A 15,307-nucleotide genomic window follows, 5' to 3' on the forward strand; every position below is an offset into this window, starting at 1 on the left:
TTCACACTTTGCTTCGCTGTCTACCAGAATGTGGCGTGCGGTTGCCTGTGCCATGTTTAGTTTCCTTTAATGAGTCAGATGAAAAACGCCTACGAATAAGCGAGGCAGAGAGCCAAATGCTGCCCGTACCGGTCGCCTGAGGCAAGTCTTTTTATCGGTGTTTCTGCGATCTCACGATTGCTCCCGCAAACCTGTACAATGCGCGCTTTCTTTTGCCGGCCAAGCAGAACAACAGGCGCTGGCCCCTACATCTATAGGTTTGTTTCTTGATCTCTACTGCTAACATTACCATGCAATTCGGGGCCAAGCCCCTGTTTGAAAACGTGTCTGCCAAGTTTGGTAACGGCCATCGTTATGGTTTGATCGGAGCCAACGGCTGCGGCAAATCCACCCTTATGAAAATCCTTGGCAGCGATCTTGAACCCTCAGCCGGACAGGTAATGCTGGACCCGAATATCCGGCTGGGTAAGCTGCGCCAGGATCAGTTTGCCTATGAGGATTGCACGGTGATGGACACCGTAATCATGGGCCATGAAGAGCTGTGGCAAGTGAAGCAGGAGCGTGATCGCATTTACTCATTGGCTGAAATGAGCGAAGAAGATGGCATGGCCGTAGCCGATCTGGAGGTGCAGTTTGCTGAAATGGACGGCTACACCGCCGAATCCCGGGCCGGCGAACTGCTTCTGGGCCTGGATATTCCACTGGACCAGCACGAAGGCCCCATGAGCAACCTGGCCCCGGGCTGGAAACTGCGGGTACTGCTGGCTCAGGCACTGTTCTCGGACCCGGACGTACTGCTGCTGGACGAGCCCACCAACCACCTGGACATCAACACTATTCGCTGGCTGGAAAACATACTGGTGGCCCGCAGCAGTACCATGATCATTATTTCCCACGACCGCCACTTCCTGAACAGCGTGTGTACCCATATGGCGGATCTGGATTACGGCGAGCTGAAGTTGTTCCCGGGGAACTATGATGAGTACATGATCGCCGCCACCCAGGCCCGTGAACGCCTGCATGCAGACAACGCCAAGAAAAAGGCCCAGATTGCAGAGCTGCAGCAGTTTGTCAGTCGCTTCTCGGCCAACGCCTCGAAAGCAAAGCAGGCTACGTCACGTGCGCGCCAGATCGATAAAATCCAACTGGATGAAGTAAAACCTTCCAGCCGTGTGAGCCCGTTTATCCGTTTTGAGCAGGGTAAAAAGCTACACCGCCAGGCGGTCACCATTCGGGATCTGACGAAGGGTTTCGATGGCAACACGCTGTTTAATAAACTGAACCTGCAGGTTGAAGCTGGCGAACGCGTGGCTATCATTGGCCCCAACGGTATTGGTAAAACCACGCTGTTGCAGTGTCTTGCGGGGGCCTATGAGCCGGACAGCGGCGAGATCAAATGGACAGACAGCGCAGACCTGGGCTACTACGCCCAGGATCACGGTGCAGACTTTGATTCCGATGACACGCTGACAGACTGGATGGCTCAGTGGACCACAGATGGCGAGCAGTTGGTGCGGGGCACCCTGGGGCGCATGCTGTTCTCGGGCGATGACATTGGCAAATCGGTGCGGGTTATTTCCGGCGGTGAGCAGGGGCGCATGCTATTTGGCAAACTGATTCTGAAAAAGCCGAATGTAATGCTGATGGATGAGCCCACCAACCACCTGGATATGGAGTCCATCGAGGCGTTGAACCTGGCGCTTGAGAATTATCCGGGTACGCTGATTTTCGTCAGTCACGACCGTGAGTTTGTATCTTCATTGGCGACCCGGATTATTGAATTGACGCCTGAGGGTATTACGGACTTTAGCGGCAGCTATGACGATTACCTTCGCAGTCAAGGGTACGTCTAGAATCTCATTACACTGCGGGGGCTAGGGCAGGCTGGCAGGGCTGTCCAAAAACCGCTGTTGATACGTCCTTGTACGCTTGGCTCCGCCATCCATGGCTCCGCACATTTTTGGACAGCCCTGCCAGCCTACCCGATCTGACTTTTGTGGTTTGGATCAACAGCCAAAGGAGCTTTGTGTGAGTGAAGAATTTGTAGTTCAAGCAACCCAAAAATGGGTTGAAGACGTTGTGGTTGGCTACAACCTGTGTCCGTTCGCCAAGCGGGAGTTGGTCAGGAACCGCGTGAGGTTTGTGGTTTCAGAAGCCGGTAATGAGGATTCGCTGCTCCAGGCTCTGCATTCTGAGCTTCTGCGCCTGGAAGACGAGCCGGAAATCGAAACCACTGTGCTGATTCATCCCCACGTCATGCAGGACTTCGGCCTCTATAATGAGTTTCTGGACGCTGCGGATGGGTTGCTCACATATCTGGATATGGAAGGTATTTACCAAATCGCCAGTTTTCACCCGGATTACCAATTTGCAGACACAAAACCAGATGCAGCGGAGAACTACACCAACCGTTCGCCGTTCCCCATGTTGCATCTGTTGCGCGAAGCCAGTCTGGAAGCCGCGATTGATAGCCATCCGGATGTGGATGGAATTCCGCCTCGTAATATTGAACTGATGAACAAACTCGGTGCCGGGAAAATGCGAGCGACTCTGATCGACAGCTTGAAGGGCTCGGAGAATGCAGGGGAGTAGATAGTAGAGCCGGTGGGTACCCCTCTCCCAAAAATGTGCGGAGCCATGGATGGCGGAGCCAAGCGTACAGGGATGTATTCACAGCGGTTTTTGGGAGAGGGGTACCCACCGGCGCTTGCACGGTACAGAATTGGTGCAGGCCCGACGATAGACAAGTCAAAGACTAGAAAGAGGCAACACCGTGGGACGTCTTTTCGAGCAAATTGATAGCCAGCCTTCCGAAATTGGAGAGATTACCCTGCGTCGTCGCCGTATTCCGGCATTGGGCGATCGAGACATTTACGAAGTAAAACTCGGCGAAGAATTTCTCATGTCCAGCATGTTTGTGGACGCCGAAGTTGCCCTCTCTGATCTTGGGATAGGTGAAACCGAAGGCGACAACCTCAGCGTTGTGGTTGGCGGCCTGGGCCTTGGCTATACCGCCGTGGCCGCCCTCAAACATGAACGGGTAGGGGAGTTGCTGATTGTTGAGTACCTGGAGCCGGTTATCCACTGGCACCAGCAAGAATATGTGCCCCTCGGCAAAGACATCAACGCCGATTCCCGCAGCCGCTATGTTCACGGCAGCTTCTTTGATCTTGCAGTTGCCGGTTCACCGTCTGGTGGCTTCGACCCCGAAGTGCCAGGCAAAGAGTTTGATGCCATTTTGCTGGATATCGACCACTCGCCCCGCGCTTTGCTGAACGATTCAAACGCCAGCTTTTACACCACTGAAAACATCAGCCGCATGGCCCAGCAGCTTAAACCTCGTGGTATCTTTGCCATGTGGTCCAATGAGGGTGAAGATACCGTATTCATGAACGTGTTGCGTGAAGTCTTCACCGAGGTGATCTGCCACGTCGTGAGCTTCTACAACCCGTTCCAGAACAGAGAATCTTTCAATACCGTATACGTGGCCCGCAAACCGGGCTAAGCCGACCGGAGTGTGCATGCCGCCAGTGACTACCCACCGTACTCGCCCCTTCAGTGCAAACCAGCGTCTTCCCGAGCTGGATGAACCTTCGGTTTTGCACGAGCCGGAACAGGCAGGAGGGTTGCTGGCGGATTTTATTCACCGTTATCCCAAACTCCTGATTTTGACCGGTGCGGGTGTTAGCACGGATTCCGGTATTCCCGATTACCGCGATGGAGAAGGCGCCTGGAAACGCAAGCAGCCGGTTCAGCATCAGGATTTTATGGACAACCATGAAACCCGCCAGCGATATTGGGGGCGCAGCCTGATTGGCTGGCCAGTTATTCGCAATGCCACGCCCAATCCCGCCCACTACCACATTGCTGATCTCGAACTGCGTAATCACTCCAGTTTGGTTGTTACCCAGAATGTCGACCGTCTGCATCAGAAAGCCGGCACCCACGGTGTGAGCGACCTGCATGGTCGCGCAGATGAAGCACTGTGCATGAGTTGTGGGTACCGATGCCCCAGGGATCACGTGCACGACCGCTGTGCGGATCTCAATCCGGGTTTCGGGCAGTACAAAGCGGATACTGCTCCGGATGGGGATGCGGATTTAAACGTTAATTTCTCAGCGTTTCGTGTGGCAGATTGCCCTCACTGTAGCGGCATTCTGAAGCCAGATGTGGTGTTTTTCGGCGATTATGTGCCCAAGCAAAGGGTGCAGTCAGCATTGGACGCACTCAAGGCCAGTGATGGCCTGTTGGTGATCGGTTCGTCGTTGATGGTGTACTCAGGCTTTCGCTTTTGTAGGTACGCCAAAGAACTCGGCAAGCCTATTGCTACCCTTAACCTGGGTAGAACGCGGGCGGAGGAGCTGGCGGATTTGAAGCTGAATGCAAGAATCGGGGAGACCCTGAAGGCCTCCCTGGATCACCCCTAGTTTGCGGCCTGAATACCACCAAGCAGTAACACGACCCCGCAAACGTATAAAGCCATAATGACGGCGCTTTCCGTGCCAATCTTCCCTATGCCATGGCGTTCGCGACGGATCAGCCCCATCATGAGTACGCCTGACATCAGCAACGTGAGAACCGCCCAGAATTTTGAATCTTCGGGCATCGCGTGGTAGATCGAGCCCTTCCGATAGGCGATGTCCGAAGCGGCGGTGAACAAAGTGTCAAAGGCATTACCACCGATAATGCCGCCCACCGCCAAGGTAAGCGCACCACGGCGGACCGCAGCAATAGATGTCACGAGTTCGGGAATCGAGGTGCTGATGGCTGTGAGTAGCACCCCGACCACAGTCTGTGTCAGGTTTGTCTTGCTGGCAATCACCGAAGCCGCGGGCTCCAGCGCCCAGCCTGCGATACCCAGAATGGCCATTAACAACAGAAACTCGACCCAAAGGCGAGACAGGGGAGGCATCGCCGTTACGTCGTCGGGCTTGTCTTCGCGGGTTTCCTGGGTAACGGATGGCAGCCACATGGGCGATTCTGAAGCGGTGCGCACCAGGTAAATGCCGTAGAAATAGGCCACAAGCAGTACCGGCGTTACCGGATGAATCCCGCCAACGGTAATGTCTGGCAGGTATGGCGCGAACAGGATCAATGCGAGCAGGCAAATCAGCAACCCGTTTTGCATCATGTTTGGAACCGACGCCGCGGCATGTTCCAGGTTGGCCCGACGGTAGACCATGTCGGCAACCGCCAGAAAAAACGTTTGAACAGCAATGCCACCCAGCGCGTTACTGACTGCCAGTTCGGCATGGCCGTTCCATGCGGCGGTGACTGAGAGAACCGAGCCACCCAGAGACGTTGACGCGCCCAGCAGCACGGCCCCCGCGGCCGCCTCTCCAATCCCGGTACGGTCAGCCAGTTGGTCGACCACCCGGGTGATACGCGTTCCGGCGGCCGCGATGATGGCCGCACACACACAGAAAACCAGACTGGCGTGCAGCAGGGTCCAGCTTTCCAGTGGAGGGATTGTCACCTTGAGCACACCATTAATTCAGTCAGTTTCAGGTTCTCGTGTAAGTGCGTTGCCCATTCTTTACGCCGGGTCTGAATTTGCCTGGTAACTCCCGCTCTCATCTTGCTTAGCCTCGCCTTTGCCCCGCTTGCGCGCCAGCCAGACGGAGAAGCCGGCGATCATCGCGTAGAACGAAGGTACGAAGAAGCTTGCAAGCACCGCCACTGATAGCATACCCATCGCTACAGTGGTGCCAATCTGATGACTGCTCGCGCTGCTTGCTCCGCTGGCAATGGCAAGCGGCAGGGTGCCGAAAATAAACGCCAAAGAGGTCATGATGATAGGGCGAAAGCGCTGCTCGGCCGCATGTTCCGCCGCTTCACGAATAGACATGTTTTTCTCATGACGTTGCAGTTCGGCGAACTCGACGATCAGGATGGCGTTCTTCGCCGCAAGGCCAACCACCACCAGCATGCCCACCTCAACATAGACACCCAGGTTAAGGCCTCGCAGGGCAACCCCGCCTACAGCGCCAATGAAAGCAAACGGAACGGCGGTCAACACCGACAGAGGCAGTGCCCAACTCTCATACTGGGCCGACAGAATAAGGAACACCATCAACAGACCAAAGGCGATGGCGATCACCGCTGCATTACCGGTATTGGCCTCCTGGTAAGCTGTGCCGGTCCAGCCCATGCTCCAGCCACTGCCCAGGGTTTCGCTGACCACCTCCTCCATTGCGGCGAGGGCCTGGCCGGAGCTATGGCCAGGCGCCGGCCCACCTTGGAATTGAGCGGCGGTGTATACGCTGTAGCGAGTCGCTGCCGCTGGCGCAGTGATGCGCTTGAGCGTAACGAACTCCGCCAGAGGGATGCGTTCACCCTTACCGCCGCGAACGAAAATATTGCTTAAGTCATCTGTGGATTGACGATACTCGGCCTCGTTCTGCAACAGTACCTGGAAGTTGCGGTTCTGATAGGAAAAGTAATTGACGAAGCCATTACCCAGCGTGTTCGAGAGCGTTGTGTTAAGCGCCTGTATCGACACCCCATAGCTCAGTGCCTTGCGCTTATCGACCTCGGCGCGATAGGCCGGTACATTAGGATTGAAGGTGGTGAACACCTGAGCCAGCTCCTTACGCTCGCTGGCGGCCTTCATGACCTTATTGGCTGCCTCGCCCAGCTCGGTAGCATCGGCACCTTCCAGGGACTGCAGGTAGCCGGTAAAGCCACCTGTGGTCGATAGCCCAGGGATAGGGGGCAGGTTGAAGGCGCGTACCGTTCCGCCTTGCGTTTGCGCTCCAGTCTTGTTGACACGTTCGATGATGCCATCGACAGTAAGGTCTCGGCGGCCCCAGTCCTCCAAGCTGATGAACATGGTGCCGCGAGCGGTATTCACCGAGCCGCTCAGCACGTCGTAGCCGGCAATTGCCGAGACGTAAGCGACGCCGGGAATGTTTTCGATCTTGGCGGCGACCTTATCTACGTAAGCGGAAGTTCGTGCCGAAGAGGCGGCATCTGGCAGGCTGACCGACGCCAGGGCGATGCCCTGATCTTCCTGGGGCACCAGGCCAGATGGTGTGGTCTCATAAAACCAAAAGGATACCGCCAGAACGCCAATGGTGAGCACTATAGTCAACACCCAGAGTTTGACCAGGGCGCGAACAATCACCAGATAGCCGCGAGTTAGCCAGTCGAAACCCTTGTTGAACCAGTTTCCCGGTGCGTGTATCGCCCGCGCCAGTTTCGACTCTTTACCCTGGTTTTGCCGCTTGAGGAGAATCGCCGACAGCGCTGGGGTAAAGGTGAGCGCCACGACCGCAGAAATAGCCACGGAGATGGCAATGGTCAACGCAAACTGCTGGTATATCTGGCCGCTAAAGCCACCCAGGAACGCGACGGGCACGAAGACAGCCGCCATAATAAACGCGGTGGCGATAATCGGCCCGCCCACCTCGCGCATGCCTTCGACAACCGCTTTGGTGATTGAAACGTCCTCTTCTTCCTCGAGCAGCCGCTCGACGTTTTCCACCACCAGGATGGCATCATCCACAACGATGCCTATGGCCAGAATCATTGCGAACAGCGATAGCAAATTGATCGAAAAACCCAGCACGTAGAGTCCGGCAAAGGCGCCCAGCACCGACACCGGCACCACTGTCATGGCGATCAGGGTGGAGCGCCAACTCTGCAGGAACAGGAACACGATCACCGAAACAATGAGAAAGGCCTCAATAAACGTTTTTGTGACGGTCGAGATCGAGGCATTGATGAATAGGGTTGTATCGTAAGGCACCACGTATTCCAGTCCAGCCGGGAAGCGCTTGGCCAGCTTTTCCATGGTTTCGTTAACCAGCTCTGCTGTGTCTAGCGCGTTGGAGCCCGGCTGCTGATTGATGACAATAGGCGCCATGGTGTCGCCGTTGAGCTTGGCGTCCACGGCATAAGATGAGGCGCCGAGTTCAACACGCGCGACATCCTGCAAAGTGAGTGCGGAACCGTCCGGGTTGGTGCGTAAAAGGATATTGCGAAACTCGTCAGCGCTGGTCAGTCGGCCGCCGGCGGAAATGGTATAGGTATAGGATCGCGGGTCGGACTGAGGTTCAGCGGCAAGGCTGCCTGCAGGCACCTCGGTATTCTGTGATTTGATGGCGTTCGCCACTTCCGACGGTGTCAGATCGTATTGAGCCAGTTTGTTCGGGTCCAGCCAGATTCTCATGGCGAACTCGCTGCCGCCCAAGGCGTCAGCCTTACCTACCCCCGGAATGTTGCGCAACTCGTTGAGGATATTAAGCACGGCATAGTTCTGCATGTAGGTCTTACTGTACTCGCCGTCTGGCGAGCGCAGGGCAACCAGAAGCAGGATGTTGCTCGATCGTAGTTCAACCTTAACGCCTTGGCCCTGAACGGCCTGAGGTAACTGAGACAGCGCCGACTGCACCTTGTTGTTGACGTTGATGGTCGCCGTGTCGCCATCGGTGCCAATTTCAAAGGCGATATTCAGGCTCATCAGGCCGTTATCGGAACTGGTTGAGGTCATGTAGATCATGTCCTCGACCCCATTGATCGCCTCCGCAAGTGGCGCTGCCACGGTCTGCGAGACAGTATCCGCGTTGGCCCCCGGGAAGGTCGCCGTTACCGACACCGTGGGCGGTACTACGTCGGGGTATTGCTTGATTGGCAAAGCCTGGATCGCCAGCGCCCCGACCACCACGATGATGATCGATAGCACCGTGGCAAAAATTGGCCGACTGATGAAGAAGTTGGAAAAATTCATGCGTCGTCGCCTTGTTCCGTGGCCTTCGGCTGCGATGACGAATCGGCGCCGCTGGAAGCATCCTCATCCCCTTGATCGGAGAGTTCTTTTGGGTTGCCAGAATACGACTGTGCATCGATGGGGTCACCCGCCTTGAGACCACCCGGGTCGCTAACAATCACTCGATCGCCAGTCTCGAGACCCTCGGTAATAATTTGGCGCAGCCCCGCGAGTTCGCCCAGAGTAATGGTGCGAGTACGCGCTTTATTTTCCTCATCCAGCACGAATACTTGCGGCCCCATCAACCCCTGGGTCACGGCGATTTCAGGCACTGCCATTACATCGAAGCGCTGCATACCCTGAAGTTTTACGCGTACAAACTGTCCGGGCAGAAATTTGCCGCCAGGATTTTCGAAAACCGCACGCGCCTGTACCGTGCTGGTGTTCTGATCAACCCGGGAGCCGAGAAAATCGAGTTTTCCTTCAAGCGGTGGTGTCTCGTCGCTTTGCTGTAGATCCGGGAACTGAAGGCTGGCGGTAATCTCACCCTGCTGCTGGCTACGCTGTTGGCGTAAATCGAATGCCTGCTGCTGGGGGAGCTGGAAGCGCACCTCGATGGGATTCATTGGTGTAATGGTGGCAAGTTTGGTGCCTGCATCGACCACGTTGCCCACGTTGACATTGCTCAAGCTGATGATGCCGGATACTGGTGCATTCACAGACGTGTAGTCCAGGTTAACTTGCGCACTGTCCAGCGCCGCTTGTGCTTGGGACACATTGGCTTTGGATACCTGCAGCTCCGCCATGGCCTGATCGTAATCCTGACGGCTAACCGAGTTTTGTTTCAATAGACGTTGAAAGCGTTTGGCGTCTTGCTGGGCGCGATGCTGCTTGGCTTTGGCGCTTTCCACATCTGCCTTGCGCTGATTGACTGTTGTTTGATAAACGACGGGCTCTATGGTGTAGAGGCTTTTGCCTTTTTCGACCGAGTCTCCCGGCTCGAAATTTCGTTTCTCCAGCATCCCGGATACGCGGGCGATAACCACGACTTCACGTTCGCTGCCCAGTTTGGCGGAATAGGACTTTTCCAGGTTGATGTTGCGCCTGGCCATTTCCATGACCTGAGCCTTTTTGGACGAGGGTTGGCTACCCTGGTCGTTCTGTTTTTGCTGATTGTCGTCACTCGAGTTGCAGCCCGCCAATAATAAAATCAGGGCAATCACGGCCGCTGGAGCCCAGGGCAGGTTACGTGTTATCGAGATCATTCTTTTTTTCCTTTTAAATATCAACATCTTAACGTGTTAAGAGGTGTTTTGGACAGAAGCTCCAGTAATAACTGGTATTCTGATCATAACAATAATAGCAGAGTGACAACGGGAATTATAAGCGACCTATGCTTATCTCTTGGCCTGCTGTCGCTTGTGATGATGCACTTGGAGGTTGGCCAAGCGGTTTAATGGGTGGGCGCTAAGTTGATCATCTGTAGCCAGATGAACCTGAGTGTATAGTGAGGCAAAGATGGGGAAGGCCGGGGAGGCTCTGAAGGTCTCCCCGGTCAATTATAGGCAGGTTCCGTGCCTGACGTTGCTCAGGCTCCGAGTAGGTTGTAGACAAACACCGTTCCTACAGCCACCGGCGTAATGTAACGCACAGTGGTGTACCACAGACGGAACATGGGCTGTGAGAGCGCAAGTTCGCTCTCCATCGCCTTGCGTGACATCACCCAGCCGGCAAATATCGCAACTAGCAGACCGCCGAGAGGCAACAGAATGTTGGCGGTAAAGAAATCCAGCAGATCAAAAATGGTTTTGCCTTCAAGCATGCCAATCCACCCCAATGGCGCAAAGTCCGACCACAGGTTCAGGGAAAGGATCGAGGCAATACCCAGTGCCCAGCACACAAAACCGGCACACAATGTACTGATGGTGCGATTCATGCCTTTTTGCTCTTCCAGCCATTCCACGATGGGCTCCAGTAGAGAGATGCCCGACGTCCAGGCGGCAAATATCAGTAATACAAAGAACAGGGTCCCAAACAGGCTACCCATGGGCATTTGGCCGAATGCCAGCGGCAGGGTCTGAAAAATCAGGCCGGGGCCGGCGCCAGGCTCAAGACCGTTGGCAAAGACAATCGGAAAAATAGCAAGGCCCGCCAGTAGTGCCACGCAGGTATCAATCAGGCACACGGCAACAGACGTTTTGGCGATGGAAATGTTCTTTGGCAGATAAGAGCCATAGGCCATCATTACCGCCATGCCGAGACTCAAAGTGAAAAAAGCGTGGCCCAGCGCCACGAGAACACCGGAGGTAGTGAGTTTGGAGAAGTCTGGCTGGAACAGGAAGGTGACGGCTCGGCCGAACTCACCGGTGGTCATGGCATAGCCTACCACTGTGAGCAAAAGCAGGAACAAGGCCGGCATAAGGATGCTGACAGCCCGCTCAAGCCCGGCACGAACGCCCTTGGCTACCACAAATATGACTAGCGCCATAAACAGGCTGTGCCACATGAGCAAAGTGGCAGGATCAGCCAATAGGTCAGAGAAAATGGCACCAATGGCATCCGCAGACTGGCCTGCAAGTTGTCCGGTAGCCGCTGTGCCCACATAGGATACAGCCCAGCCGCCAATTACCGAGTAGAACGAGAGAATCAGGAAGCCGGCAAGCACGCCAACGGCGCCAACGGCGCGCCAGCCCGGGTTAAGCCCTTGCTGTTTGGCAATCTGTTTAAGGCTATTAACCGGGCTTCGGCCGCCACGGCGACCAATCAACACTTCGGCCATCATGATGGGTAGACCAATGGCTGCGATACACAGAAGGTATATCAGCACAAAGGCACCACCGCCGTTTTCACCGGTAACGTAGGGAAATTTCCAGATATTACCCAAACCAACGGCAGAGCCGGTGGCCGCAAGAATAAAAGCGAAGCGTGAAGACCAAAGCCCACGTTTAGCGTTCGAGCCTTCCATAGCACCGGAATAGGGCGCATTTGATTCAGACATATTTGTCTCCGGCCAGATACTTGTTTTTGTTTGGAAGAGTGGAGGCCGCGAGTGTTTCACGGCCCCGTAAAGCAAATGTCTTTATTTATTGGCTGCCCGCAAGCTGCTCATGGAATGTTTCGGCAACGCCTGTGCGCTTGCGAAAGCGTTCTTCAGCGAGGGTGTTGGCAACCGCACCGGTTGGCGTGCCGCTGCTATCCGAGCGCGTAAAGATCTCGGCAAGAGTTTGACCAATGCCTTCCACGTGGGCACGTACCTCTTCCGGGGAAGCCCCGGTGCGCTCGTAGAACACATCGATGATACCGCCGGCATTAATAGCGAAGTCTGGCGCATAGAGAATGCCCCGGTCTTTCAGTGCCTGATCATGATCTGGCCGCTGCAAGAGGTTGTTGGCTGCGCCTGCAATGACGGTGGCTTTCAGGAGCGGAATGCTGTTGTCGTCCAGTATGGCACCCATGGCGCAGGGTGCGATAACGTCTACCGGCAGGAACAAAATGTCCTCGGCCGACGTGGCATGGGCACCCAGTTCATCCACCGCGCGTTGCATGTTCTCCGGGTGAATGTCGTACACCCAGAGTTCTGCGCCGGCGTCTTTCAGGTGTTGGGCCACGCGATATCCCACATTGCCGATACCCTGAACAGCCACTTTCAGGCCAGTAAGATCCTCACGCCCAAGCCTGTGTTTTACTGCGGCCTTCAGACCTACAAAAACACCATAGGCAGTGGTGGGGGATGGATCGCCATTGCTGGGCTGACCATCAAACGCGGTGTGCTCAATAATACCCGCAACGTGCTTTGTGTGCCGCCCCATGACCTTCAAGTCTGGCACGCTGGTACCGGAATCCTCGGCTGCAATGTACTGGCCGCCAAGTCCCTCAAGGTGTTTGCCCATGGCTTCTAGCAAGGCTTCGGTTTTCTGTTCGCGAGGGTCTCCGAGAATCACCGATTTGCCACCGCCCAGGTCAAGATTGGCCAGTGCCGATTTGTAAGTCATACCCCGTGACAGGCGCAATACATCACGCAATGCTTCTTCGTCGCTGACATAGGGGAACATTCTGCAGCCGCCAAGAGCTGGCCCGCGGGAGGTGTTGTGTATGGCAACAATAGCTTTGAGCCCGGTTTCCGGGTCGCAAAAAAAGGACAAGTGTTCGTGGTTATCAAATTCGGGATGGCTGAATACGTTCATGGCGGCTTACCTCTCTTCCATGGCTGGGATAGACGTTATCCTGCGGAAATGAAAGGCGCTTATCTTAACAGACGGGCACTTTTGTGCATTGCACAAGACGCCCTGCAGGCGTGCTGGGTTACGCATTTTGAAATCCTCTCCACCTGGCCGGATCGCGGCGGCAGTGGTTGTGTTGTTTTTGTCGTCCGGCTTGTGGCCGGCGTTTGATTTCAGGTGTCCGTATCTCCCGAAGGAGACAACCCTTGTGAGGCTGGACTGGATGTAAACTAATCTGTGTGAGTGCAGACGTCAATTGCAGATGTGATGTCTGAACCGGTTCTGACAGTTTCAAAACCGGGGCAGACTCACTTTCTTTTGCCTCCACCTGCGGTCATACGCTAATTTGAAGACATTGGAACTTTTGCCCTGGGAGTACAGGATGTTGGAGTCCATCGAGGCCGGTCTTAGTGCGTGGCTACTGCCAGGGGCGACTGCGTTGTTGGCGCTATTAGCAACCTACACCGCTTATCGGCTTGTGTTGGCACTGACGCGGCGCTTCTCCCGTTCCAAGGCTGTTCCCCGCATTTTTCTCGACGCCGCGGCTCGCGCCTTGGGTTTTGCGGCCCGCCCGGTACTGGGTAATCTGCTGGCAGGTATGCAGATTGCACTCACACAACCATTCCGCATCGACGATGTGCTTCATGTCCAGGATGAGTGGTGCTGGGTCGAGGAAGTGACCGCGACTTACGTGGTGTTGCGGGTTTGGGATCTGCGCCGGCTGATCGTGCCATTGCAATGGTTTATCGAGAACCCATTCCAGAACTGGTCGCGCAACACCACTGACATGTTGGGTACGGTTTTTCTCTGGCTGGACTACGCTATACCCGTACAGCCGTTACGCGAGGAGTTCGGGCGTTTGCTCAGACAATCGTCTCAGTGGGATGGAAAGATTGAGACGGTGCAGGTCACCGACTCCAGTGAACAAGCCTTACAGATACGCTTCCTGATGAGCGCACCGGATTCAAGTAAGGTCTGGGACCTTCGGTGTGCGGTGCGGGAAGGCCTGGTGGTCTTCGTTCAAAAGCATTATCCGGAATACTTGCCTCGCGTTCGGGCGCGGTTGGTGGATGACTCAGGCGCGGTTTCTGACAAGTAAACTGGCCAACCAGCCATGCTGGTAGTCGGTACCTGCGGAAAATACTGATACGCGTGCAGCGAGAATTTACTTAGCTTGCGTAGATGAAAAATGTGCAATATACCTACCAATTCCAGCCCGCAAAAGTTCGTTCCGAGCTTATCCGGATGTTCCCTATTTCGCTGTTTGTGGTGGCGTTTGGAGCTGCCTTTGGATTGGCGGCCGCTCAGCAAGGGCTAGACCCTCTGCAGTCCTTACTGATGAGCACCTTGATGTTTGCAGGTGCGTCGCAGTTTGCCGCCATTGATATGTGGGGAGCGGAAGTCTCTGTTATTCCCGTTATGGTCGTGGTCTTTGCCATCAATTCCCGACACCTTTTGATGGGCGCTTCGCTTTACCCCATGTTGAGGGACGTTTCACCCGCTAAACGTTATGGGCTTATCCTGCTTCTTACAGACGCCAACTGGGCTGTGTCTGCCCAGGAATATCAAAGCGGCAGGCGCAATCTCGAAGTGATTCTGGGTGGCGGGCTCGTACTCTGGCTGGCGTGGATTCTTGGTACCTGGTTAGGGGTGTATTTCGGCGGGCTTTTGCAGAACCCGAAAAGCCTTGGCCTGGATATGGTGCTGGGTTGTTTTCTGCTGGCCATGGCATTGGGAGGCAAGAAAAATCCCCGGGTGTTGGTCGCCTGGTCGCTGGCCGCTGCTGCGTCTTTAGCGGCCTGGAAATGGCTGCCTGCCAATACCCACGTGGTTGCCGGCGCCCTGGCCGGTGGTCTTGTTGGCTTCTTCTGGTTGGAAAAGATACCGGATGACCAGGGGGAGCAGTCAGCATGACCATTGAAACCAATACGGCAGGTGTTCTGGCGCTGATACTCATAATGACATTGGTAACGTTGGCCACCCGGTTTGGCGGCGTATTTATTATGTCCTTCGTGCGTATAAGCCCTCGCATTGAAAGCTTTATCAACACCATGGCCAGCTCCGTGCTCATCGCCATTATCGTGCCTATGGCTTTTGCCGGGGATGGGGGAGCGATAGCGGCGCTATCGGTTACTGCGGTTGCCATGCTCATTCTCAGGAAGCCACTGCCAGCTATTGCCGCAGGTATTCTTGCTGCCGGGCTTGTCCGCTACATGTTTTAGGTAATAAGTAGATAGTTTGCGAATCGGTATTTGGTGTTGGCCAAACGCAAATTAATTCTCTGATCGAAACAGGAGCTTGTCGACTAATTTAACACTCAGTGAGGGTAGGTAGTATTTCTCTGATTGCGGGTTTTTTGCCGTGATCTTCCAGGTCT

General features: G+C 55.2%; 12 protein-coding genes. 7 read left to right on the plus strand and 5 right to left on the minus strand.

Features of this window, described 5'->3' with window-relative positions:
• The first annotated feature begins 266 nt into the window (after positions 1-266).
• The 4 genes from ACTHYN_RS12330 (at position 267) to ACTHYN_RS12345 (ending at position 4,427) form a co-directional block, all read left to right on the plus strand.
• Positions 267-1,853, plus strand: coding sequence for an ABC-F family ATPase (locus ACTHYN_RS12330; protein WP_441812750.1), 1,587 nt, complete (start codon positions 267-269; stop codon positions 1,851-1,853).
• A 175-nt stretch (positions 1,854-2,028) separates the two neighbouring features.
• Entirely contained in the window at positions 2,029-2,592 is a 564-nt protein-coding gene (locus ACTHYN_RS12335) for a DUF1415 domain-containing protein (protein WP_441812751.1), read from the plus strand.
• A gap of 181 nt (positions 2,593-2,773) precedes the next feature.
• Positions 2,774-3,505, plus strand: a complete 732-nt coding sequence (locus ACTHYN_RS12340; protein WP_441812752.1) for a spermidine synthase — start codon at positions 2,774-2,776, stop codon at positions 3,503-3,505.
• 16 nt (positions 3,506-3,521) lie between these two features.
• Positions 3,522-4,427 carry an NAD-dependent protein deacetylase gene (locus ACTHYN_RS12345; protein WP_441812753.1) on the plus strand — a complete coding sequence of 302 codons (906 nt, stop codon included), beginning with the start codon at positions 3,522-3,524 and terminating at the stop codon, positions 4,425-4,427.
• Here ACTHYN_RS12345 and ACTHYN_RS12350 read toward each other — a convergent pair.
• The 5 genes from ACTHYN_RS12350 to ACTHYN_RS12370 form a co-directional block, all read right to left on the minus strand.
• Positions 4,424-5,476, minus strand: a complete 1,053-nt coding sequence (locus tag ACTHYN_RS12350) for a sodium:calcium antiporter (RefSeq protein WP_441812754.1) — start codon at positions 5,474-5,476, stop codon at positions 4,424-4,426. The genes ACTHYN_RS12345 and ACTHYN_RS12350 overlap by 4 nt on opposite strands.
• A 60-nt stretch (positions 5,477-5,536) precedes the next feature.
• Positions 5,537-8,731 carry an efflux RND transporter permease subunit gene (locus tag ACTHYN_RS12355; RefSeq protein WP_441812755.1) on the minus strand — a complete coding sequence of 1,065 codons (3,195 nt, stop codon included), beginning with the start codon at positions 8,729-8,731 and terminating at the stop codon, positions 5,537-5,539.
• Complete coding sequence (locus ACTHYN_RS12360; RefSeq protein WP_441812756.1) at positions 8,728-9,975, minus strand: efflux RND transporter periplasmic adaptor subunit; 1,248 nt, start codon at positions 9,973-9,975, stop codon at positions 8,728-8,730. The genes ACTHYN_RS12355 and ACTHYN_RS12360 overlap by 4 nt, the downstream gene beginning before the upstream one ends.
• 323 nt (positions 9,976-10,298) lie before the next feature.
• Entirely contained in the window at positions 10,299-11,708 is a 1,410-nt protein-coding gene (locus tag ACTHYN_RS12365; RefSeq protein WP_441812757.1) for a sodium-dependent transporter, read from the minus strand.
• An 85-nt stretch (positions 11,709-11,793) separates the two neighbouring features.
• A complete protein-coding gene (locus ACTHYN_RS12370; RefSeq protein WP_441812758.1) occupies positions 11,794-12,894 on the minus strand; it encodes a Leu/Phe/Val dehydrogenase in 1,101 nt (366 codons plus the stop codon).
• Between the two features lie 418 nt (positions 12,895-13,312).
• On the opposite strand from ACTHYN_RS12370, the gene ACTHYN_RS12375 reads away from it, so the two are divergent.
• The 3 genes from ACTHYN_RS12375 to ACTHYN_RS12385 all read left to right on the plus strand — a co-directional run bounded on the left by ACTHYN_RS12375 (position 13,313) and on the right by ACTHYN_RS12385 (position 15,152).
• The gene (locus ACTHYN_RS12375) at positions 13,313-14,029 is read left to right on the plus strand and encodes a mechanosensitive ion channel family protein (RefSeq protein ID WP_441812759.1); all 717 of its coding nucleotides are present in this window, start codon (positions 13,313-13,315) and stop codon (positions 14,027-14,029) included.
• An 83-nt stretch (positions 14,030-14,112) separates the two neighbouring features.
• Positions 14,113-14,844 carry an AzlC family ABC transporter permease gene (locus tag ACTHYN_RS12380; RefSeq protein WP_441812760.1) on the plus strand — a complete coding sequence of 244 codons (732 nt, stop codon included), beginning with the start codon at positions 14,113-14,115 and terminating at the stop codon, positions 14,842-14,844.
• Complete coding sequence (locus ACTHYN_RS12385) at positions 14,841-15,152, plus strand: AzlD family protein (RefSeq protein ID WP_441812761.1); 312 nt, start codon at positions 14,841-14,843, stop codon at positions 15,150-15,152. Before ACTHYN_RS12380 ends, ACTHYN_RS12385 begins: the two co-directional genes overlap by 4 nt.
• Positions 15,153-15,307: the final 155 nt, after the last annotated feature.

Origin of the sequence: Marinobacter sp. (genome assembly GCF_052091845.1) — a bacterium.
In the GTDB taxonomy this organism is placed as follows: Bacteria; Pseudomonadota; Gammaproteobacteria; order Pseudomonadales; family Oleiphilaceae; genus Marinobacter.

Excerpts from the sequence above, each read along its gene's own strand:
- ACTHYN_RS12370 (WP_441812758.1), bottom strand. The coding sequence starts at position 12,894 with ATGAACGTATTCAGCCATCCCGAATTTGATAACCACGAACACTTGTCC.
- ACTHYN_RS12355 (WP_441812755.1), bottom strand. The coding sequence starts at position 8,731 with ATGAATTTTTCCAACTTCTTCATCAGTCGGCCAATTTTTGCCACGGTG.
- ACTHYN_RS12385 (WP_441812761.1), top strand. The coding sequence starts at position 14,841 with ATGACCATTGAAACCAATACGGCAGGTGTTCTGGCGCTGATACTCATA.
- ACTHYN_RS12360 (WP_441812756.1), bottom strand. The coding sequence starts at position 9,975 with ATGATCTCGATAACACGTAACCTGCCCTGGGCTCCAGCGGCCGTGATT.
- ACTHYN_RS12380 (WP_441812760.1), top strand. The coding sequence starts at position 14,113 with ATGAAAAATGTGCAATATACCTACCAATTCCAGCCCGCAAAAGTTCGT.
- ACTHYN_RS12345 (WP_441812753.1), top strand. The coding sequence starts at position 3,522 with ATGCCGCCAGTGACTACCCACCGTACTCGCCCCTTCAGTGCAAACCAG.
- ACTHYN_RS12365 (WP_441812757.1), bottom strand. The coding sequence starts at position 11,708 with ATGTCTGAATCAAATGCGCCCTATTCCGGTGCTATGGAAGGCTCGAAC.
- ACTHYN_RS12375 (WP_441812759.1), top strand. The coding sequence starts at position 13,313 with ATGTTGGAGTCCATCGAGGCCGGTCTTAGTGCGTGGCTACTGCCAGGG.